Consider the following 19,845-nt stretch of genomic DNA (forward strand, 5'->3'; position numbering starts at 1 on the left):
GGTAGATGGGCGCTTACATACTTCGCAGATTGCTGCTCGTGATCCCGACGCTGCTCGGGATTATGATCCTCAATTTTGCGATCATCCAATTCATGCCGGGTGGTCCGATTGAGCAGGTCATTGCGCGGATGCAGGGCAATGGGGATGTGTTCGAAAACATCTCTGGCGGGGCAGGGGATGCCGAATTCCAAAGTGCTGGCATTGAGCTCCAAGGTGCCTATCCGGGTGCGCAGGGGCTAGATCCACGCTACCTCGCTGAATTGGAAAAGCGGTTTGGATTCGACAAGCCACCGCTTGAGCGGTTCCTGAATATGATGTGGAACTACGTCCGCTTTGATTTCGGCGAAAGCTATTTCCGCAAAATTTCGGTGCTCGATCTGGTTCTGGAAAAGATGCCCGTTTCGATCACGCTTGGTCTTTGGTCGACGATCATCGCTTACCTTGTGTCGATCCCATTGGGCATCCGCAAAGCTATCAAAGACGGATCGCAGTTCGACACATGGACCTCTGGGGCCATCATCGTGGCATATGCGATCCCGGGCTTCCTCTTTGCAATCCTCCTGATCGTTCTTTTCGCGGGCGGTAGCTATTGGCGGATATTCCCATTGCGCGGCCTCACCAGTTCAAACTGGGAAGAACTGACCATGTGGGGCAAGGTTATTGACTACCTTTGGCACATCACGTTGCCCGTGCTGGCCTCAACGATTTCGGCTTTTGCGACGCTGACCTTGCTGACCAAAAACAGCTTCCTTGATGAGATCAAAAAGCAATACGTAATGACCGCTCGGGCAAAAGGGCTGACGGAAAACCGCGTCCTCTATGGCCATGTGTTCCGAAACGCGATGCTGATCGTGATCTCTGGGTTTCCAGCGCTTTTCGTCGCGGTGTTCTTTGGTGGTTCGGTGATTATCGAAACGCTGTTCAGCCTCGATGGGTTGGGGCGGATGGGGTACGAGGCGGCGATTGCGCGGGATTATCCCGTGGTCTTTGGGACGCTTTATGCGTTTTCGCTGATGGGGCTGGTCGTCGGGATTATCACCGACATCACCTACGTGTTTATCGATCCGCGGATCGATTTCGAAAGCAGGGGGTAGGGTATGCGTCTGTCTCCACTCAATCAGCGTCGCTGGCGCAACTTCAAACGAAACCGTCGTGCGGTTTGGTCTCTGATCATCCTAGGTGCATGTTTCGTGCTTAGCCTCTTTGCCGAGTTCATCGCCAACGATAAACCGATCCTTGTCAGCTACCGTGGTGAACTGCGAAGCCCCGTTTTGTCCTTTTATTCAGAAAAGGATTTTGGCGGCGATTTCGCGACTGAGGCTATTTACTCCTCAATCGAGGTGAAATGCCTGATCGTGTCTGGCGGCGCGGTAGAGTGTTTTGATGACCCAGAAGGCATCTACGAAACAGTAACGACAGGCGGCACACCCGAGGTTGAGGACTTCGCCAAGGGTTGGATGGTCTGGCCCGTCATCCCTTATTCCTACGATACGATTGTCGATGTGCGTGGCGTCGCTCCTGCACCTCCATCGGACACGAACCTCTTGGGCACAGACGATACCAAACGCGACGTTCTGGCACGCGTGATCTATGGTTTCCGACTGTCGATCTTTTTCGCAATGATGGTGGTCGGCGTGTCCTCGGTCATCGGCATCGTCGCTGGCGCGGTCCAAGGATACTTCGGTGGCTGGGTCGACCTTGGTTTTCAGCGGTTCATTGAAATCTGGGGAGGGATGCCGTCGCTCTATGTGATGATCATCCTCGTCGCGATTTTGGGAAAATCCTTCTGGCTTTTGGTTTTTATCACCGTGTTGTTCGGTTGGCCTGCCTTGGTCGGTGTCGTGCGGGCTGAATTCCTGCGCGCCCGAAATTTCGAATACGTGCGTGCCGCGCGTGCGCTCGGGGTAGGTGACAGGACAATCATGTTCCGACACGTGCTCCCCAATGCGATGGTGGCGACGGTGACGATGTTGCCGTTCTTGGTCACGGGTGCAATCGCGACGCTGGCCAGCCTCGATTTTCTTGGCTTTGGCCTGCCATCGTCCGCGCCGTCCCTAGGTGACTTGACCCTTCAAGCCAAACGGAACCTTCAGGCGCCGTGGCTTGGCTTTACGGCGTTCTTTACCTTTGCATTTATGCTTTCGCTCCTCGTGTTTATCTTCGAGGGCGTGCGCGATGCCTTTGACCCGCGAAAGACCTTCTCATGAGTTTGCTCGAGGTCACAAACCTCTGCGTCGATTTCCGACAGGACAGCCAAACAACGCGGGCTGTCTGTGGCGTGTCCTTTACCGTTGAAAAGGGCGAGACTGTTGCGCTGGTCGGTGAGTCGGGCTCTGGCAAATCGGTGACGGCTTTGTCGACGGTAGACCTGTTGGCGGATAGTGCTCAGGTGTCGGGGTCGATCCGCTACAATGGCGAAGAAATGGTGGGCGCATCAGATGCCACTTTGCGCCGCGTACGGGGCAATGACATCAGCTTCATCTTCCAAGAGCCGATGACCTCGCTCAACCCGCTGCACACGATTGAGAAGCAGTTGGGCGAGTCCATTGAACTGCACCAAGGTTTGCGTGGTCCAAAGGTGCGCGACCGCATCATCGAGTTGCTCGACCGTGTGGGTATCCGCGATGCTGAGTCGCGATTGACGAGCTATCCGCACGAGCTTTCGGGGGGGCAGCGACAGAGGGTCATGATCGCAATGGCACTTGCCAACGGGCCTGACCTGCTGATCGCTGACGAACCTACGACCGCGTTGGACGTGACCATTCAGGCGCAGATCCTCGACCTGATGGAGGACCTAAAGCGCAAAGAGGGCATGGCGATGCTCTTTATCACGCATGACCTGACGATCGTTCGAAAAATCGCGGACAAGGTCTGTGTGATGAAAGACGGTGAGATCGTTGAGACGGGACCGACGGCTGAGATTTTCAGCAATCCGCAGCATCCTTACACTCAGATGCTCTTGGCGGCTGAGGCGGCTGGTGAGCCAGCGCCTGTGCCAGAGAACGCGCCTGTCATTGCAGAGACCCAAAACCTCAAGATTTGGTTCCCGATCAAACGCGGATTGATGCGGCGCACCACGGGCTACGTCAAAGCTGTGAACGATGCGACCCTAACCGTCCATGCGGGCGAAACATTGGGGATCGTGGGTGAATCAGGATCGGGGAAAACGACCCTCGCTCTCGCAATCATGCGATTGATCCGATCTGAAGGGCGGATCGTGTTCATGGGTCAGGCTGTTGATGGGTTGAACCAGAAGCAAATGCGGCCCTTGCGCAGCGGCATGCAGATCGTGTTCCAAGACCCCTTTGGCTCTCTCTCGCCGCGTATGACCGTCGAACAAATCATCGCCGAAGGTCTAACCGTACACGGTGTCGAACGTGGTCAAAGCCCGCGCGAGATGGTTGCTGAGATCATGGCTGAGGTTGGGTTGGACCCTGAGATGATGCACCGATACCCGCACGAATTTTCGGGTGGTCAACGGCAGCGTATCGCAATTGCACGGGCGATGATCTTGCGGCCGAAACTTGTGGTCTTGGACGAACCGACCTCTGCGCTGGATATGACGGTGCAGGTGCAAATCGTAGACCTGTTGCGCGACCTTCAGTGCAAGCACGGGCTGGCCTATTTGTTCATCAGCCACGACCTCAAGGTCGTGCGTGCATTGTCCCACAAGATCATGGTGATGCGTGCTGGCGATGTTGTAGAGGCAGGCATTGCGGCGCAAATCTTTGACGCTCCGCAGTCGGACTACACCCGTGCGCTCATGGCTGCTGCCTTTGAAGGTCGGGCAGCGACTTAACCTTCGCTGCCGATCATAAAGCAGTTTTGACCACGTGCTTGTAGGCGACGACAGGCGAGTTCAGCCGTTTCGCGTGACATGCCCATAAAGTTGGCGTCGAACCCACGGGGGCTTTGCACCACGCGGCGTAGCGATCCATCGAGGGTCGCCATTTCGTTCAGGGCAACACGGACGAGAATACGTTCCGCCTCATAGCGCGATCCAAAACGACCTACGTTGATGCCCCAGTGACGGCCACCTGATGTGGATACACGGGTTACAACTTCGGGACCTGTCGCTGCAGCCACAGCCACGGCAACATCGGCGGGATCAGTGACGACCTCTTCGATTTCAACTGGAGCGGAGGCTTGGATAAAGGCTGCGGGGCGTGCTTCGGGACGCGGGACCGCTTGGGCAACGACGACTTGTGGGGCTTCTTCGATGACTTCAGCCACAGGTTCGATCGTGGCGACTTCCATCGCGGCAGCTAGAGCGTTCTCGATGTCCTCGGCGTCTGCGACAACGGCCACAACCGCTTGTTCGGATACTGGGCGCGGGGTCGGACGTGGGCTGGATGTCACGGCACCGGTTACGCGAATGGTGCGGCCCGCTGCGCCCGGAACATCGGTCACGTTTGCGGCGATCATCTGCGGTTCATCATTCGAGCTGCTACCAGGCTGATAGGCGGGCAGGGGTGGGCGTTGGATGCGTGCGTTACGCGGCGCTTGAGCAAAGCCCATGTCGAGGAGTTCTGCAGCACGGGCGTTGCGTGCGGCGACAGACGACGCGCCAAAGACGGATGCAATGATGCGCACGTTGCCGCGCTGTGCAGAAGCGACAAGGTTGTAACCAGCAGCGCTGGTAAAGCCGGTCTTAATGCCGTCCGCGCCCTCGTAGGCATTCAGGAAACGGCGGTTGGTGTTATACACTTCTGCCATGCCAGCATCGGTCGAGCGGCGCGAGAAGATGTTATAATACTGCGGGAAATCGTAGACGAGGTGACGGCCAAGAATAGCCATGTCGTGCGCGGTGGACATGTGACCGTTCTGAGTGAGGCCGTTCGCATTGCGGAACGACGACCGCGACATGCCCATAGATTGGGCCATACGGTTCATACGACGCGCAAAAGCTGCTTCGGACCCTTCGAGCGCGATACCGATCGCAGTCGCCGCATCGTTTGCAGACTTCACAGCCGCAGCGCGGATCAAATACCGAAGTCGGATTTCCTGACCCGTGCGCAGGCCGAGCTTGCTGGGTGGCTCCGCGGCTGCCTCAGACGTGATTTTGACCATCGTGTCGGGGCTGATCTCTCCGCGTTCGATGGCTTGGAACGCGATGTAGAGGGTCATCATTTTGGTGAGTGAGGCTGGGTGAAGTGGCGTGTCTGCGTTATAGGACTGGATCACTTCGCCAGTGCGCGCGTCCATCACATAGGTTGCACCAGGGCCTGCGACAGCAGTCTGCGGAACCCACATCGCAAAGACCAATGCGACTGACACAAATAGACCCATTAGGGCCCGAAATTTCGGACGACCTGCCACGGTTTGCCTCATACTGCCTCATGGCTCCAATCTGACGCTGGATGCCTTATTGATTAAGGAGAGAGTAACACGGTCGGATTCAGCCGAAAACACCTTATTTCAAAGCACTTTCATCGGGTGGTTGAACTGCAACGCCATATCTGGTGGTCGATTGTTGGTGATCCGCTATATCGGCGATTGTGGCGGAAATGGGGCGGCGCGTCAGGCGAGTTCGGCTATCAACTTGGGTAGGTCGCCCAGACTTTCGAGTCGGTGATATCGGGCGTGTTCAGGCTCTTCAGCGTGTTCTAATTCCCACGTCAGCTCGTGTCGAACGTAAATGCCCCAGCCACCTGCCTCGATCGCGGGGATAATGTCGGACTTCAACGAATTGCCGACCATCATAACGCGAGGGGTCTCAAATCGTGCAAAAATACGTTGATACACGGCGGCGGTCTTGTCGCTGACAATTTCGACGGACGAGAAGTAGTCCCCAAGGTTGGATTGGGCGAGTTTGCGCTCTTGATCCAAGAGATCGCCTTTGGTGATTAGGACGATCTGCGTTGAATTTGCCAGTTCGGGGATCACCTTCTCAACGTGAGGCAGCAAATTGATCGGATGCGCCAGCATATCGCGCCCCATATCAATCAGCGCCAAAGTGATATGCCCAGGGAGTTTTGCATCTGTCACAGCAAGAGCGGTTTCGATCATCGAAAGGGTGAACCCTTTGATCCCATACCCATAGAACCGCAAATTTCTGCGTTCGGCCGCCAAAAGCCGCGCCCGAAGGTCATGAGGATCAACATAATCTGCCAGCAATTCGGCAAATCGCTCTTGGCTCATTTGAAAGAACTTTTCGTTGTGCCAAAGGGTATCATCTGCGTCGAATGCGATCGTCCAACGGTGTGGCATGCCTTAGCTCCTGCTGGGGGTTTTCTTAGGCCCTAATAAGATTATATAACGCAGCGGACAGTTACGACTAGTGAGAGCATGAAGCGAACTGACTTCTTTATGATGGCCGAGGGGAATGACGACGATAATGATATCGGCGTCAAACTTGACGTGCGGCCCAAGACCAAGCGTCCGCCGTTGTATAAGGTGCTCATCCTGAACGACGACTACACGCCGATGGAATTCGTCGTGCACGTGTTGGAACGTTTCTTTGGTATGAACCATGCCCAAGCGTTCGAGCTAATGCTCACCGTTCACAAAAAAGGCGTCGCCGTCGTCGGCGTTTATTCCTACGAAATTGCTGAAACCAAAGTGACGCAAGTGATGGATTTCGCGCAGCGTCATCAGCACCCGTTGCAATGCACAATGGAGAAAGAGTGACGCCCCGCGTCACCGTTCACAGATGTCCAAATCCAGATTAGCTACTGCCCTGAATGATGGGCTCATCGTCCTGCCCGAAGGTCCAATTCGCGTCATGCGTCCCGCGGCGGATTACGACTTGTCGATGTTCGCTCGTGATAACCTGTGGATTGATACAGGGTTCAAACCAGATGCGGTTTCGTGGTCAGGAGCGGGCTATAGCCTCGATCCAGTTGAGGCGCCGGTGACGATTGTCGTTGTGCCGCGGGCCAAGGCTCTGGCGCGTGCGATGGTTGCTGAGGCTGCGAAATCGTCCTTGGTTCTGATCGACGGTCAGAAGACCGATGGGATCGACAGTCTGTTCAAAGAATGCCGCAAGGCGCTGGGCGATCTGCCGAGCGTGACCAAATCGCATGGCCGTCTTTTCTGGTTTGGCGGCGAAAACCAATTCGCAGATTGGGCGCTGGGCGATCCGATCAAAGGCGAGAACGGGTTCTATACCAGCGCAGGTGTGTTCTCTGATGGTCAGGTGGATCGCGGCTCGAAACAGCTTGCCTCTGCTTTGCCTGATAAATTGCCCAAACGGATGGCCGATTTTGGCGCAGGCTGGGGCTATCTGTCTGACACGGTTCTGAAACGCGAAGGGGTTGAGAGCATCGATCTGATTGAGGCGGAAAAAGTCGCCCTCGATTGTGCGCGTCTCAATGTGCCTGATGATCGTGCGGCGTTCCATTGGGCGGATGCCACTACATGGAAGGCGCCCGACAGTTATGGTGGCATCGTCATTAACCCGCCGTTCCACATTGGCCGCGAAGGAAGCCCTTCATTGGGCCGTGCCTTTATCGCCAATGCCGCGCGGAACCTCACGACCTCTGGGCACTTGTGGATGGTTGCGAACCGACACCTGCCTTATGAGGCTGCGCTCAATGACCATTTCAAAGAAGTCAAAGAGATCGGTGGCGATGGTGCATTTAAATTGTTCCACGCCTTCCGCCCAATCCGCTAAGCTCTGACAGTCGACACTCGGGAGAGTCCAATGTCTTTTTCCATCGAAGGTAAAACCGCGATTGTGACGGGCGCCGCGAATGGCGTCGGTTTGGCAATCGGACGGCATTTCATCGAACAGGGCGCGAATGTGGTGTTCGCGGACATGGACGAAGCCGCACTTCAGCGCGAGATCGGCGTGGAGATCGAGGCTGACAGCGGGCCTGCTCGTATCTTTGCGGGTGATCTTCGTAAGAAGCTTACGATCAAAAACCTGCTCTCTGCGACAGTGGATGCGTTCGAACAGATCGACATCCTCGTGAATGCGGCCCGTCAGATCGTCCTGACGGACCCGCTCAACCCTGATGATGACAGCGTTTCGATGCTGCTAGAGCAGAACATGCTCGCTGGTCTACGGTTGTCGCAGGCAGTAGCGCGTCGGATGGTGAAACTGGCTGAGGGGCAGGATAAACAGCAAGTCGGCGCGATCATCAACTTGTCGTCCATTGCGGCACGACGCACGCATCCTGATCTTTTGGCCTATTCGGTATCGACGGCTGCGGCGGATCAAATGACACGGTCGCTGGCTGTTGCGCTGGCTCCGCATCGTATTCGCGTTAACTCTGTTGCCTTCGGCAGCGTCATGAGCGCGAGCCTAAAGGGTGCGTTGAAAGAGCATGATGGATACCGCGAAGACATCCTGTGTCACACGCCGCTGAATCGCATCGCGAGCGCTTCTGAGGTTTGCGATGCCGTTCAGTATCTCGCGTGCGAGGCGTCTGGCTTTGTCACGGGGCAGATTATCACCGTGGACGGCGGGCGCACCCTGATCGATCCCGTCGGATGCGCCGCCCACTAAACCCGTTTATTCAGGGTGAATAGCAACGCACTGGTTGATGCCGTCTTGAACGGTTGAGGCCATAGCCTCGCGGCGCTGAATGAGCGACTGAAGCTTTGCCTGTTCTGCGTTCAGGTCAATCGCCACAGGCACTTTGTATTCGCGGGTCATCACTTCGTCGCAGGGGAAACGAACCTCTTCGCCAGACTCGAGCGTTTGCGTGCAAGTCCGATCAATCGTCACAACTTCGGACCGTTCAGCGAGCGCATAGCCGCGATCAATGTTCGCTTGGGTTTCTGCGATCAGTGCGTTCAATGTGCGCTGGTTCGAGGTCACCTCGTTGATGCAACGTTCGCGAGGTGTGCCACAGGCTGCCAAAGCAACGAGTGGCAAAAGGATCAGGGCAGCACGCATATCGAATCTCCGTCAATTGGTCACACATCTGCGGTGTGGTTTCGCCTTCATATCAATGCTATGGCCGAGTGATATTCAATAGCACGACGAAAGGTGTCCCGATGACAGAGCAAATGGCTGATGAAAAAGCACGCGCATCCGCATGGTTCCGTCAATTAAGAGACGACATCGTCGCGGCTTTTGAAAACCTTGAAGACACCCAGACTGAAGGCCCGACGGCTTCGCTACCTGTTGGCCGTTTTGAAGTCACGGAAACGAAACGTCAGGGCGACGCAGGCGAGGATGCAGGCGGCGGTCTTATGAGCGTGATGCGCGGTGGTCGCGTGTTCGAAAAGGTCGGCGTGAACGTGTCGACTGTTTATGGTTCCTTGGGTGTGGCCGCACAGAAATCGATGGCAGCCCGAGGCGTTCCCGGCGTTGAAGATGACCCGCGTTTCTGGGCGTCGGGAATTTCGCTCGTGGCGCACATGCAAAACCCACATGCGCCCGCTGTCCACATGAATACACGGATGTTCTGGACCCCTGCGGCGTGGTGGTTTGGCGGCGGCTCGGACCTCAACCCATGCATCGAGTATTCCGAGGACACCCAGCATTTCCACGACGTGCAAAAACAGCATCTCGACCCGCATGGCGACCACCTCTACCCCGAACTAAAGGCTTGGGCGGATGAGTATTTCTACGTTCCACACCGTGGTCGCGCACGTGGTGTTGGCGGTATCTTTATGGACGACCGCAATTCTGGCGATTGGGAAGCCGATTTCGCACTGACCCAAGACATCGGTCGTGCGTTTTTGCCCGCGTATCTTCCGGTGACCGAAAAACGGCGCAACACGCCGTGGACTGAGGCGGATAAGGATACGCAATTGATCCACCGTGGCCTCTATGCCGAGTATAATCTTGTTTACGATCGCGGCACCAAATTCGGCCTCGCCACTGGTCACGATGCTAACGCGGTTCTGATGAGCCTACCTCCGATGGCGAAATGGATCTAACCCAGTCGATCCTGCAATTTGCCCTAGCGTCGTTTCTGATTGAACTGACGCCTGGGCCGAACATGGCCTATCTTGCCGTTGTCGCGGCCTGTGAGGGGCGGCGTTATGGCTTTGCGGCTGTGGCAGGCGTTGCGCTCGGACTGGCCTTGGTCGGGATCGCGGCGGCGCTGGGCGTTGGGGCGATGATCAATGCCTCGGCCGTTCTGTATCAAACTTTACGCTGGGGCGGTGTGCTCTATCTACTGTGGTTGGCCTATGATGGTTGGCGCGATTCTGAGGAAGAGATCGAACACGCCGCGCTCGGCTCGCCGTTGGTGTTGTTCTTTCGGCGCGGTCTGATCACGAACCTTCTGAACCCCAAAGCAGCCGTATTCTACATCGCCGTTTTGCCGGGTTTTGTCGTAGATGGCGTCGCGGTGATGCCGCAGACAGTTACGTTGTCCATTGTCTATGTGGTCGTCGCGACGGCGATCCATGCGGCGATTGTCGGCTTGGCAGGGACGGCACAGACCCTTCTCGAAAACCCGAGAAAAAGGTTGGTCCTGCGGCGAGTCTTGTCGGTCGCTCTGGCCTTGGTCGCGTTTTGGTTTGCGTGGAAAACGCGGGGTTAGCGCAAAACGGGGACCCGAAGGCCCCCGTTTGAAGAGTGTCGAACGATCAGATTATGCGCCGCGCACCGTATCGATCATCAATTGAACGTTGTCAGGGCTCGCATCAGGTGTGATCCCGTGACCGAGGTTAAAGATGTGCGGCCCATTAGACAGCGCATCCACAACTTTGCGCGTTTCGCGGATCAGGTCGTCGCCACCCGTGACCATGTGATGAGAGGCGAGGTTGCCTTGAACGCAGCCGCCTGTTTGCACGTGAGCTGCCGCCCATTCAGGCGAAACGCCGTCGTCGAGCGCAATACAATCGGCGCCGATCTTTTCGTGCAGCCCCTCATAGCGTTCACCGGCACCACGCGGGAAGGCGATGACGGGCAAATCAGGGTAGCGGTTTTTCAGCGCTGCGGTAATCCGTCGGGCGGGTTCAACCGCGAAATCGTAGAAGTCCTGACCCTGAAGGCTGCAAGCCCAACTGTCGAAAATCTTAACGACCTCTGCCCCTGCGACGACCTGTTTGGACAGGTATTCGATGGTCGCATCTGTCAGAAGGTCGATGAGCGCCGCAAAGGTCGCACGGTCGGCGGCTTTCAAAGCGTGTGCAGGGCCCTGATCCGGCGTCCCGCGGCCTGCGATCATATAGGTCGCAACCGTCCATGGTGCGCCAGCGAAACCGATCAGCGTCGTTTCCTTGGGCAATTCACGCGAGAGAATTTTGACTGTTTCGTAAACAGGGTTCAGAACTTCATCGATCTGATCAATCGGCTTGAGCGCCTTGAGTTCCGCAGGTGTCGTGACCGTTGTCATTCGCGGACCCTCGCCCGTTTCAAACCAAAGATCGACGCCCAAGGCCTGCGGCAAAAGCAAAATGTCTGCAAAAAGAATCGCTGCGTCGAATCCGTAACGGCGGATCGGTTGCAAGGTGACCTCTGCGGCGAGTTCCGAATTGTAGCAAAGTGACAGGAAATCCCCTGCTTGCGCACGGGTTGCGCGATATTCAGGGAGATACCGTCCTGCTTGCCGCATCATCCAAATTGGCGGGGTAGGCAGTTTTTCACCGGCAAGAGCGCGCAAGATCGTCTTTGTCATGGTCATTCCTTTTCGTTCCCGTGGTTGGTCGCCAATGACGCAGGGCAAGTCAAGCCATTGCTGGCACGCAAAGGCGCGGCTAGAAAGCGCATATGACCATGATTTTGCCCACACCCGCTGAACCGCTTATGATCGGAACCCGTGGTTCGCCACTGGCGCTGGCGCAAGCCTACGAAACCCGCGCTCGTTTGATGGCGGCCTTTGATCTGCCCGAGGGTGCCTTTGAGATCGTTGTGATTAAGACCACAGGCGATGATCGTTCGATGATCGATGCGGATCGTCCGCTCAAGGAAATCGGCAATAAGGGTCTGTTTACCAAAGAAATCGAAGAGGCCATGTTGGATGGTCGGATCGATATCGCGGTTCATTCGATGAAAGACATGCCTGTCGCACAGCCTGATGGGCTTGTGCTCGATTGTTATCTCCCGCGTGAAGATGTGCGTGACGCCTTTGTGTCGTTGAAAGAGGGTGGCTTGGCCGCTCTGCCCGAAGGTGCCTTGGTTGGGACGTCATCCCTGCGCCGTAAAGCACAGCTTTTGAATCGCCGTCCCGATCTGAGAATCGTGGAATTTCGTGGTAACGTTCAGACGCGGTTGAAGAAATTGGGCGATGGAGTTGCGGATGCGACTTTCCTCGCGATGGCAGGTTTGAATCGTTTGAACATGACCGACGTGCCGCGCGTGGCCATCGAAGTCGAAGAAATGCTGCCCGCCGTTGCGCAGGGTGCAATCGGGATCGAACGCCGCGTAGATGATGAACGCGCAGCTATGATGCTGGCTGCGATCCACCACACCCCGACAGGGCAGCGGCTCGCTGCTGAGCGGGCGTTTCTAGCGGCTCTGGACGGGTCGTGTGAAACACCCATTGGCGGTTTGGCAGAACTAAAGGGCGACACTCTGCGCCTTCGCGGAGAGATTTTGCGCATCGACGGTTCGCAATCCCTGAGCGATGAAGTCTCTGGTCCGATCAGCGAAGGTCCCGCTTTGGGCCAAGCCTTGGCTAAAACCTTGCTCGATAGGGCGGGCGGACGCTTCTTTTAATAGAGTTTCAAGGCCGCCAAAAATGGCGGCTTTGTTTTTTCGTCGGTCGGAATGAAAAAAGCTGGCTTTGCCTCTTGACGCGGACCCCAGCCAATAATATTCCGCCCGCACTTTCGGCGGTGTAGCTCAGTTGGTTAGAGCAGAGGAATCATAATCCTTGTGTCCGGGGTTCGAGTCCCTGCACCGCCACCAAACCCCCAGATATACGTTGATGAAAAGCATGGGTTTTTCCGAGATTGTTCTCTTGGAAAGGTGCCCGAAATGCACACATCTACTCACACAGTCATACGGCACACTTTGTACCGTGACGGTTTCTATAACCTGAATATACGTGTTCCTGAAAAGGCACAGGGTCAATACGGCAAGCTGATACGTTGTCGATTGTCCGATGATCCTGAAGTTGCTCAGAATCTAACTAACCAGTTGGTGCCGTTACTACGTGGCAGCTTTGATACTGGCTGTTTGCTTAACTACAAAGCCATCATCGAAAACCTCAAGCCTAGGCTGCTCAGGTATTCAGACCTTATGGAAGAGTATGTTGAGATCAGAAGGATAAACCCCAAGTTACATGACCTAGCAGCACGTGAGTTGTTCTCCGTAGCTGGTGACAAAGAGGTTGCTAGCTACAAAAGAGAAGACGCAAGAATGATGGTCGGACAACTCCATGCTCGGGGTGTTATGACGGCAACCATCCGCAAACGTATCAACTCCATCTGTGCAGTTTTGAACTACGCTTATGCCGAGTTGGATATTGAGAAACGTAATCCGTTCTCTCGTGTTGTAATCTCGGGCGAGGGGTTGGACGTCAAACGACGAGGTACGTTCACGATTGATCAGCTTCGTGAGGGGTATGAAGAAACATTGGCTTCGAAGAGCACTGTAAGACTGCTTTTCCCTATCCTCGGAGAAACAGGTTGCCGTATCGGAGAGATTGTTGGCTTGAGGCTTGAGGATGTCGATCTGGATCAGGGTGTCATTCACATACGTCCACACCCTCACAGAAGGCTTAAGACGGCTGGTAGTGAACGAAGCCTCCCGTTGCTGGGTTATGCAGAGAAGGCCATGAGAGAGGCTCTACGTGGCTCTGATGGAATGTTTGTATTCCCTCGGTATTGCAGGCCTAGTGGGTTCGTACCTACACATGCAAGCAATGCCCTTAACAAATGGATCAAAGCAAGGTTTGGTGGGCTAACTGCACACTGCTTAAGGCATACCATGAGAGATCGACTGAGGGCTGTTGAGGCACCATTGGAAATGATTGATCAGGTTGGTGGGTGGTCCTCTGTCAACACCATGGGTTCCAAATATGGACGTGGTTATGAGGTTGATCAGTTAACCACTTGGATGGATCGGGTCACACTAAAGTAGTCAGAATTGGGCCTGATTACGATTGTGCGGTCTTCACTTTTATTCGAGGTACCACACCCGTTTTGTACCAAAAAGTTGATCTCAGTGCAGCTGCTGTCGTCTCTGCATGTATAGCTGGGACCACTAGTGAATCATGGACTGGTAGGGCAGCAATGTTCTTGTATTTGTACAATCCATAAAGGGTTCGAAAGAGGATATCTGCCTCCGTGTGTTGGAGGGTAAAGGTGTCCTCTTTGACTGGCTCTAGCAGGTCAAGAAAAGGCATTTGTTCTAGAAAGATGTTAGCTACAGATTGCCACTTCACACCTTTCACTTTCATACCATGAGGCCATCTATCCCGAGGGAAATTGGCATTGCCAAGAGCCTTGGTGACGATAGCTTTTACCTGCTCTCTCGTTAATAAATTGTTCAGGCCATTCACGACGTTTTGGTAGTAGTCTTCTCCCGAAGGGGATTCTTCGAGTGCTTGCATTTGTAGATTGGATCGGCTTCGGCTGAATAGGATAGTCGGTTGGCATGAGGTTATGTCTACCTCAGATACTGGCTCACCATCGATCATGATATTGAGCCTCTTGGATTCAGACATCTGCTCACAACCTCCATAGGTTCTGCCTGCCCCAAAGAGGTCATGAGCAAATGTTCTGTAAAATCCTCTGAAAGTTCTGGGTTCTCCTTTGTTGGAAAAGAGGCCGTCGAAACTATGGGTCATAGCCAGAGTGTTGAGTTCTTCAAGTTCAGATTGGATTGCTTCTAACTGCTCTGTCGTATGTCGTTTGGCAGGCAGTCTGTAACCTGCCTGAAGGTGATATTTCTTAAGTGTACGATGATTGATTTTTATAAGTTGGTGTTTAGCCAGTCTTGGCCTTTCTGGCATAGTATCAAACCAGAGCAAACCGTCAGGAATGGATGCTATGAGTTCAGACGATACAGTCCAACGTCTGGCATATCCGTCCTTAGCTAACTGATTTGGCACCAACGATATCCAGCCAGCCATTTGCATGGCTTCAACTACAGTGGTCATGACTTTTAGGGAAACTGGATAGTTCTCAGATTGATGCTTACTTCGATTGGTAATCCAATACACCTGATGATCAGGATCGATCGAAGCTGCTCTGACTATAGAGCCAAACACTATCCGTCTTTTCTCGTTATGCTTCGCACCTTTTGTCGAGAAGTTTAGCTGTGAGAATATACCCTCAAGTTGACCAGTTTGTTCTGTCCAGACAGGTCTAACAAAGGTACCTTTGGATAAGTCTATATCGATCATATCGGTCTAACCTGAGTAAATATGTGGACTAGTAGGGTTACTACTTTGAGGGTTCATCTTTAAAGGTATACTGGGACCTTTTTTAGATGGGGGTTTAGAGTATAATTTCAAGTGCTGTATAAACAAAAAGAGACGGCCTAAAGGCCGCCTCCTGTATCTTCAAAATGTGATCTAAGTCAGTATCTCAGGTCTGCGTTCAGAGCCACTGAATGCCGTGTAGCCCCACCAATGCTGTCGAGGCCCAACTCGAGTTCGAGGGTCCCGTTGCCGTCCTTGGTCGTGCCTAGGAGGCCGAGCAGGAGACCTGTGCCGCAGTTACGAGAGGTAGAGCTGCTTAACTCCGTGTACTCACACATTGCTTTAGGTGTCACAGTAGCCACCAGCAGACTATTGGCCAGTGTCTGACCGTCCATGGCTGCACGGTACTTGGGTGCTACGGAGACATCTGCATACGACACGAGGCCACCGTCCATCGAAAGTGTGCTGTCTGTCAGGCCATAGGCTGTGCCAGTAAAACCAATGGTGCCGAGGTCTGCACGAGCAGCATTGATCGAGAACGTTGGCCAAAGTTCAGAACTCTCATCAATGGTAGTCACACCAGTCAGCGTCAGGCCACTTAGAACAGACGTGCTATGGTAGATACTATCGAGATCAAGTGTCCCGTTTGTTAACTGCAGATCATGTTCGTTCTGCTTAATCGTGAGGTGACCATCTAGGTACAGCTGGTTTTGTAGTTCGGTTACGAAGTAACCACCGATTGAGGCCCCGAAAGAGGTCTGATCACCTGTAAAGGTGCCAGTCATGTCGGACTGAATATACTCGGCACCTACAAACCAACCCAGCATGGCTGTGTCAGACGACAAGTATTCCCAAGCTATGCGACCAGACAATGCACCTGTGGTGTTTCCATTCTCGTCACGTTGAAGATTAAAGTCCCCAGACGTCATGCGTCTGTAGTTGCCATCAAAGTTCCCAAACTGACCAAAGAAACTACCGTCAATATTGGCTGAAGTCGTGGATACAGATGCAGAGCCATCGATGTCGAAAGGAATGTTGGATGGACAGGTTGCAGATGAGGCACCGCTTGATACGTTTCCACAGAGGATAAACCGATCCCTTGCTGACGACATGAAACCTGACGCCTCCTGAACACCGTTGCGAATGCTTTGAAGAGCAACTGATTGCACTTGTTCACGGATTACATCTTCGTTTTGGGTGAATACCGATTGTGGAGAACCAGAAGTTAATGCAACCGGAGCGGATGCAGTTCCGTTCCCAACAGATGTAATTGCACGTAGTTTAACGTATTGTGTGGTACCAGTTATTAAGCCACTTGTAATAGTTACCGGGCTGGTCGTTGTTCCAGAGCTCGTCCATGTCCCATTGTCGATTTGGTATTCATAATCCGTGATATTTGATCCACCAGTGCTGGTTGGAGCAGTAAATGATACGGTTGCTTGGTTGTTGCTTAGTATTGCTGACAGTGAAGTTGGGGCATTGGGTACAGTAATTGGGGTAGCTGAAATGGCTGAAGATGCCAAGCCATCACCTACACCATTTACGGCTCGTACTTTGACCGAATACGTGGTGCCATTTGTAAGTCCGGAAATAGTAAAAGAGGTTGAAGTAGTGCTTGCGGAAATCCAGTTACCGTCTCCGTTGAGTTCATACTCGTAATCTGTGATGATGTTGGCTGTTTCTCCCGCACCTGTTGGTAGGTCAGAAGGAGCCGTGTAAGAAAGGCTAATTGAGCCATCTCCTACGACGGAGGAAAGACTTGTTGGGAGGTTTGGAGTGCCTAGATAAACCGCACTGGTGGTTGGAACATCTGAAGCAGCGCCAGTTAGCGCTCCAGTGAATGAAAAATTCCGAGAATTATATGTGTAATCCACGGTGAAACTGGCTGTAGTTGCATTTGCAAAAGTGGTTGTGCCATCAGCAAAACCTGAAGAGGGGGTGTTGTCCGTGAAGTTGGCAGAACTCCATCCACAGTCTGTCATGATCGTTGCGATCGTAGCTGGTGACAGCTCGCCAGCTGAGCCTGTCGATGAGTATGTGTAACTAGCTTCGGTGTTAGACCAAGTGTTGGTTGCCGAACGATAATATCCACCGTTGTAATAGTAATAGCGGGTCGTTCCAGATACAGTCGTGCCTATCAAAATTTGAGTGAGGTTTGCTGAGGCTTGCAGGTATCCTACTTCCAACCAGCAAGTATTGTTGTTACCGATTAAACTTTCGTAAAGACGATCGTTGGGGTCAGAAGTGCCTGCATCAAAAGCCAATGCTGTATTGGCGTTGAGGCAGGTAAGTCCTACGAGTAGAGATTTTAGCCCCTTATTAAAAACACCCTTCAAACTAATGCTAATCTCTTGGTTATTCATGCTTATCAAGCCTTCAAGTCCATTTGCTTGAAGCCATTAACATATGTGCCTCCCATTTTGTAGTAGGTTATACACTTTTGGGCTCAATGGATGGGGCAAGCAGATCAGATCACTGAAGGTTCTCTTATTTCGTCTCCATAGACGGTTCAGGAATGACGCAGTGACATCTTCCCAATGAAGTCACTCAGGAACGTTGGCTACATATTCCACGGCAACTGTGAGATCACTGACTAAGCAGCGACTTTCTTTGCAGCCTTTTTGGACCGTGTCGCAATATACTCAAACTCTTTGTTGTTAGGCTGCTCACATCGACGTTGTGTAAGCAGAACATATCCACCTTCGTAGAGATCCAGTGCCTCACGCTTCAACGGAGTAGATTCACCCTGTCTCTTCCGCATGTAGATCATTCTCTCACCGACATCTGCTTGCATCACGTATTGGGTAAACTCAGGCGGGGACATCTTAGTTAGGTCAACAACAGGATTCTGGGTCATTCAATCATCAATCGTTAATGTGCAGCTTGTGCATCCAAAACGAAGTATCGGACTGAGCCTACCTATACTGATGAGGTAGTTTTGCATGGTCCCAAAAATATTGCTGTCATGAAAAGTCGCATTTTGTAATTTACTAACTACCCCCAAGCCCCCGTGGCCCCCGTCACTATGTGTCATCTATTGCTAGGGGGTATGCAATCAGGGCTGCCTAGGCGGTAGGGTTCCCCAAGCCAGATTCATACATCGCAACACAAGCTGTTGTTTTGAAAGAGTAAGTCTTAGTGTTCTGTGTTCTCAGCTACACACAAACGGGTACAGTGTCCTGATCTGGATAGGGGTTTCCCAGTGTACACAAGCATGGCATTGGGGGTTAACTGCTGGACTTTGAGTAAGTTGTTGTAAGTAAACGAAAAGTCAAAATCCGCACACTATAGAGGGCTTAGTCTTATACCCTATATTGTTGGTTGTAGTTATGGTGGCACAGTATGTTGATGCACACATTATCCTTGAAATCGATGCCATTCTGGATCAACCTCAATGCACGGTTAAACTCGTGACAGATCATGAACCTATTGGAATGGTTGGGTTTGCTTGTGTCTGGGGTTGCCCTTTGAAGTGACGTAGGAACTTCAAGGGGTATGGGCCAAAGGCCCAGCTCTCCCTGCACCGCCACCATATCCCCCAGATATCAATGGAAATTCGCCGAAAAGTGATCGGGTAAACCGTTATCCGTTCAGGCTATAGCGGCGAATGGTTTCAAACTGACCGTCAGGGCGTTCGCCGACCAGTGCGATGGCGTCGATGATGAACGGGCGGGGGAGTGCGCCGCGGCTCAGCGCTTCGATAGCGGCCATCGAACGTGTCGCTGTTTCGGGGTCCAGTTTACCTGAGAGCGTCATGTGGAATTTGAATTCCTCCATGACATAGGGATAGCCCCATTGCATCAATAGCTCTGTCTGTCGTTCGGAGAGGCCCGCTGCCTTGCGGCGCTCTGTCTCTGACGTGCTGGCTGGGGCGCGGAAGTGGTCGAGTTCGCGAACGCAAGCTGCCGCCAATGCATTGAGGCCCGATTGCGATCCTTCGACCGTAAAGGCAAGGAAAGAGCCGATCTGGCTCAGCTTGAGGCCATTGAGCGCCACTGGAGCCAATACATCCGCGAGGTCGGCCACTGCGGCTTGCAGTTCGACTTCACCATGCGACTCAGCCAGTCGAAAGGGTGGCTTTAGCGTCGCGTGAAATCCGTATTTCCGTGGTGTTTCAGTGACGGCCACAAGGTCGAGGCCGTCCACTGGCGGGTGCGGAACTGCGCTGCCTGTCGCGATATCCCATCCCAGCCAAGCTGCGCCGAATTGCTCGAGCGGTCCCGCAGGAGGAACATAGTAAATTGCGAAGCGGGTGAAATCGGACATGGCTTACTCCCTTTTAAACTGGGGATTTCGCAGAGTTGCGTGAAACCTTAATGACATCGACTATAGTGTAAACCGATGCACAAAAAGGTGTTCACGGTCCGTTTAGTCGGCAACTTCAGCGTCAAACCCGATCACATCAAGGGCTTTGATGACCTCGGTAGGGGTCTTGTCGGTCGCGACTGTGATCTTGCGCGCATCCATGTCGAATTCGACGGTTGCCGCTCCATCTAGGCCAGCGATTGCTGTCCCAATGGATGATTTACAGTGACCGCAGCTCATTTCGGGAACGTAAAGTTTCATTCTAGTCTCCATGCTATGCACATTAGATGGCGCTTCCACCTGCTGGAAGGTCAAGGGG

Annotated in this window: 18 protein-coding genes and 1 tRNA gene; 11 read left to right on the forward strand and 8 right to left on the reverse strand. The window is 53.5% G+C overall.

Annotated features, from left to right (window positions below; translation table 11 throughout):
* Window positions 1-5 precede the first annotated feature (5 nt).
* Genes QWY83_RS10285 through QWY83_RS10295 form a run of 3 tightly spaced genes read left to right on the forward strand, consistent with a single transcriptional unit; the run spans window position 6 to window position 3,799 of the window.
* Window positions 6-1,094: a microcin C ABC transporter permease YejB gene (locus QWY83_RS10285; protein ID WP_249945955.1), complete on the forward strand. Its 1,089-nt coding sequence runs from the start codon at window positions 6-8 to the stop codon at window positions 1,092-1,094.
* Between the two features lie 3 nt (window positions 1,095-1,097).
* On the forward strand, window positions 1,098-2,207 hold the full coding sequence (locus QWY83_RS10290) for an ABC transporter permease (RefSeq protein WP_249945954.1): 1,110 nt from the start codon (window positions 1,098-1,100) through the stop codon (window positions 2,205-2,207).
* Entirely contained in the window at window positions 2,204-3,799 is a 1,596-nt protein-coding gene (locus QWY83_RS10295) for an ABC transporter ATP-binding protein (protein WP_249945953.1), read from the forward strand. Before QWY83_RS10290 ends, QWY83_RS10295 begins: the two co-directional genes overlap by 4 nt.
* Here the strand turns inward: QWY83_RS10295 and QWY83_RS10300 are convergent.
* Both QWY83_RS10300 and QWY83_RS10305 read right to left on the reverse strand, forming a co-directional pair.
* Complete coding sequence (locus QWY83_RS10300) at window positions 3,796-5,331, reverse strand: D-alanyl-D-alanine carboxypeptidase family protein (RefSeq protein WP_435404515.1); 1,536 nt, start codon at window positions 5,329-5,331, stop codon at window positions 3,796-3,798. The genes QWY83_RS10295 and QWY83_RS10300 overlap by 4 nt on opposite strands.
* 189 nt (window positions 5,332-5,520) lie before the next feature.
* Window positions 5,521-6,210: an HAD family hydrolase gene (locus QWY83_RS10305; RefSeq protein ID WP_249945952.1), complete on the reverse strand. Its 690-nt coding sequence runs from the start codon at window positions 6,208-6,210 to the stop codon at window positions 5,521-5,523.
* 99 nt (window positions 6,211-6,309) lie between these two features.
* Here QWY83_RS10305 and clpS point away from each other — a divergent pair, with 99 nt between their 5' ends.
* The 3 genes from clpS to QWY83_RS10320 are packed head-to-tail and all read left to right on the forward strand — an operon-like array spanning window position 6,310 to window position 8,452.
* Window positions 6,310-6,630 (forward strand): ATP-dependent Clp protease adapter ClpS, encoded by a 321-nt coding sequence (clpS, locus tag QWY83_RS10310; RefSeq protein ID WP_435404524.1) that lies wholly within the window; start codon window positions 6,310-6,312, stop codon window positions 6,628-6,630.
* Between the two features lie 22 nt (window positions 6,631-6,652).
* Window positions 6,653-7,615 (forward strand): class I SAM-dependent methyltransferase, encoded by a 963-nt coding sequence (locus QWY83_RS10315; RefSeq protein ID WP_249945951.1) that lies wholly within the window; start codon window positions 6,653-6,655, stop codon window positions 7,613-7,615.
* 30 nt (window positions 7,616-7,645) lie between these two features.
* Window positions 7,646-8,452 carry an SDR family NAD(P)-dependent oxidoreductase gene (locus tag QWY83_RS10320; RefSeq protein WP_249945950.1) on the forward strand — a complete coding sequence of 269 codons (807 nt, stop codon included), beginning with the start codon at window positions 7,646-7,648 and terminating at the stop codon, window positions 8,450-8,452.
* Window positions 8,453-8,458: 6 nt separating this feature from the next.
* On the opposite strand, the gene QWY83_RS10325 is transcribed toward QWY83_RS10320, so the two are convergent.
* A complete protein-coding gene (locus QWY83_RS10325) occupies window positions 8,459-8,845 on the reverse strand; it encodes a hypothetical protein (RefSeq protein ID WP_249945949.1) in 387 nt (128 codons plus the stop codon).
* A gap of 113 nt (window positions 8,846-8,958) precedes the next feature.
* Between QWY83_RS10325 and hemF the strand changes: the two genes are divergently transcribed.
* Both hemF and QWY83_RS10335 read left to right on the forward strand, forming a co-directional pair.
* The gene (hemF, locus tag QWY83_RS10330) at window positions 8,959-9,837 is read left to right on the forward strand and encodes an oxygen-dependent coproporphyrinogen oxidase (RefSeq protein ID WP_435404517.1); all 879 of its coding nucleotides are present in this window, start codon (window positions 8,959-8,961) and stop codon (window positions 9,835-9,837) included.
* Window positions 9,828-10,448: a LysE family translocator gene (locus QWY83_RS10335; RefSeq protein ID WP_249945947.1), complete on the forward strand. Its 621-nt coding sequence runs from the start codon at window positions 9,828-9,830 to the stop codon at window positions 10,446-10,448. Before hemF ends, QWY83_RS10335 begins: the two co-directional genes overlap by 10 nt.
* 51 nt (window positions 10,449-10,499) lie before the next feature.
* Here QWY83_RS10335 and hemE read toward each other — a convergent pair whose 3' ends face one another.
* The gene (hemE, locus tag QWY83_RS10340; protein WP_249945946.1) at window positions 10,500-11,534 is read right to left on the reverse strand and encodes a uroporphyrinogen decarboxylase; all 1,035 of its coding nucleotides are present in this window, start codon (window positions 11,532-11,534) and stop codon (window positions 10,500-10,502) included.
* Between the two features lie 86 nt (window positions 11,535-11,620).
* On the opposite strand from hemE, the gene hemC reads away from it, so the two are divergent.
* The 3 genes from hemC to QWY83_RS10355 all read left to right on the forward strand — a co-directional run bounded on the left by hemC (window position 11,621) and on the right by QWY83_RS10355 (window position 13,936).
* Window positions 11,621-12,568, forward strand: a complete 948-nt coding sequence (gene hemC / locus QWY83_RS10345) for a hydroxymethylbilane synthase (RefSeq protein WP_249945945.1) — start codon at window positions 11,621-11,623, stop codon at window positions 12,566-12,568.
* 115 nt (window positions 12,569-12,683) lie between these two features.
* Window positions 12,684-12,760 (forward strand) — tRNA-Met (locus QWY83_RS10350).
* Between the two features lie 69 nt (window positions 12,761-12,829).
* Complete coding sequence (locus QWY83_RS10355; RefSeq protein WP_249945944.1) at window positions 12,830-13,936, forward strand: site-specific integrase; 1,107 nt, start codon at window positions 12,830-12,832, stop codon at window positions 13,934-13,936.
* A gap of 16 nt (window positions 13,937-13,952) precedes the next feature.
* Here the strand turns inward: QWY83_RS10355 and QWY83_RS10360 are convergent, their stop codons facing one another.
* From QWY83_RS10360 to QWY83_RS10375, 4 genes are all read right to left on the reverse strand, one after another.
* A complete protein-coding gene (locus QWY83_RS10360; protein ID WP_249945943.1) occupies window positions 13,953-15,203 on the reverse strand; it encodes a hypothetical protein in 1,251 nt (416 codons plus the stop codon).
* Between the two features lie 176 nt (window positions 15,204-15,379).
* Window positions 15,380-17,584 carry a fibronectin type III domain-containing protein gene (locus QWY83_RS10365; protein WP_249946244.1) on the reverse strand — a complete coding sequence of 735 codons (2,205 nt, stop codon included), beginning with the start codon at window positions 17,582-17,584 and terminating at the stop codon, window positions 15,380-15,382.
* Window positions 17,585-18,803: 1,219 nt separating this feature from the next.
* Entirely contained in the window at window positions 18,804-19,487 is a 684-nt protein-coding gene (locus QWY83_RS10370; RefSeq protein ID WP_249945942.1) for a DUF1045 domain-containing protein, read from the reverse strand.
* A gap of 102 nt (window positions 19,488-19,589) precedes the next feature.
* Window positions 19,590-19,787, reverse strand: a complete 198-nt coding sequence (locus QWY83_RS10375; protein WP_249945941.1) for a heavy-metal-associated domain-containing protein — start codon at window positions 19,785-19,787, stop codon at window positions 19,590-19,592.
* Window positions 19,788-19,845 lie beyond the last annotated feature (58 nt).

The organism is Marivivens donghaensis, assembly GCF_030410045.1.
GTDB lineage: Bacteria > Pseudomonadota > Alphaproteobacteria > Rhodobacterales > Rhodobacteraceae > Marivivens > Marivivens donghaensis.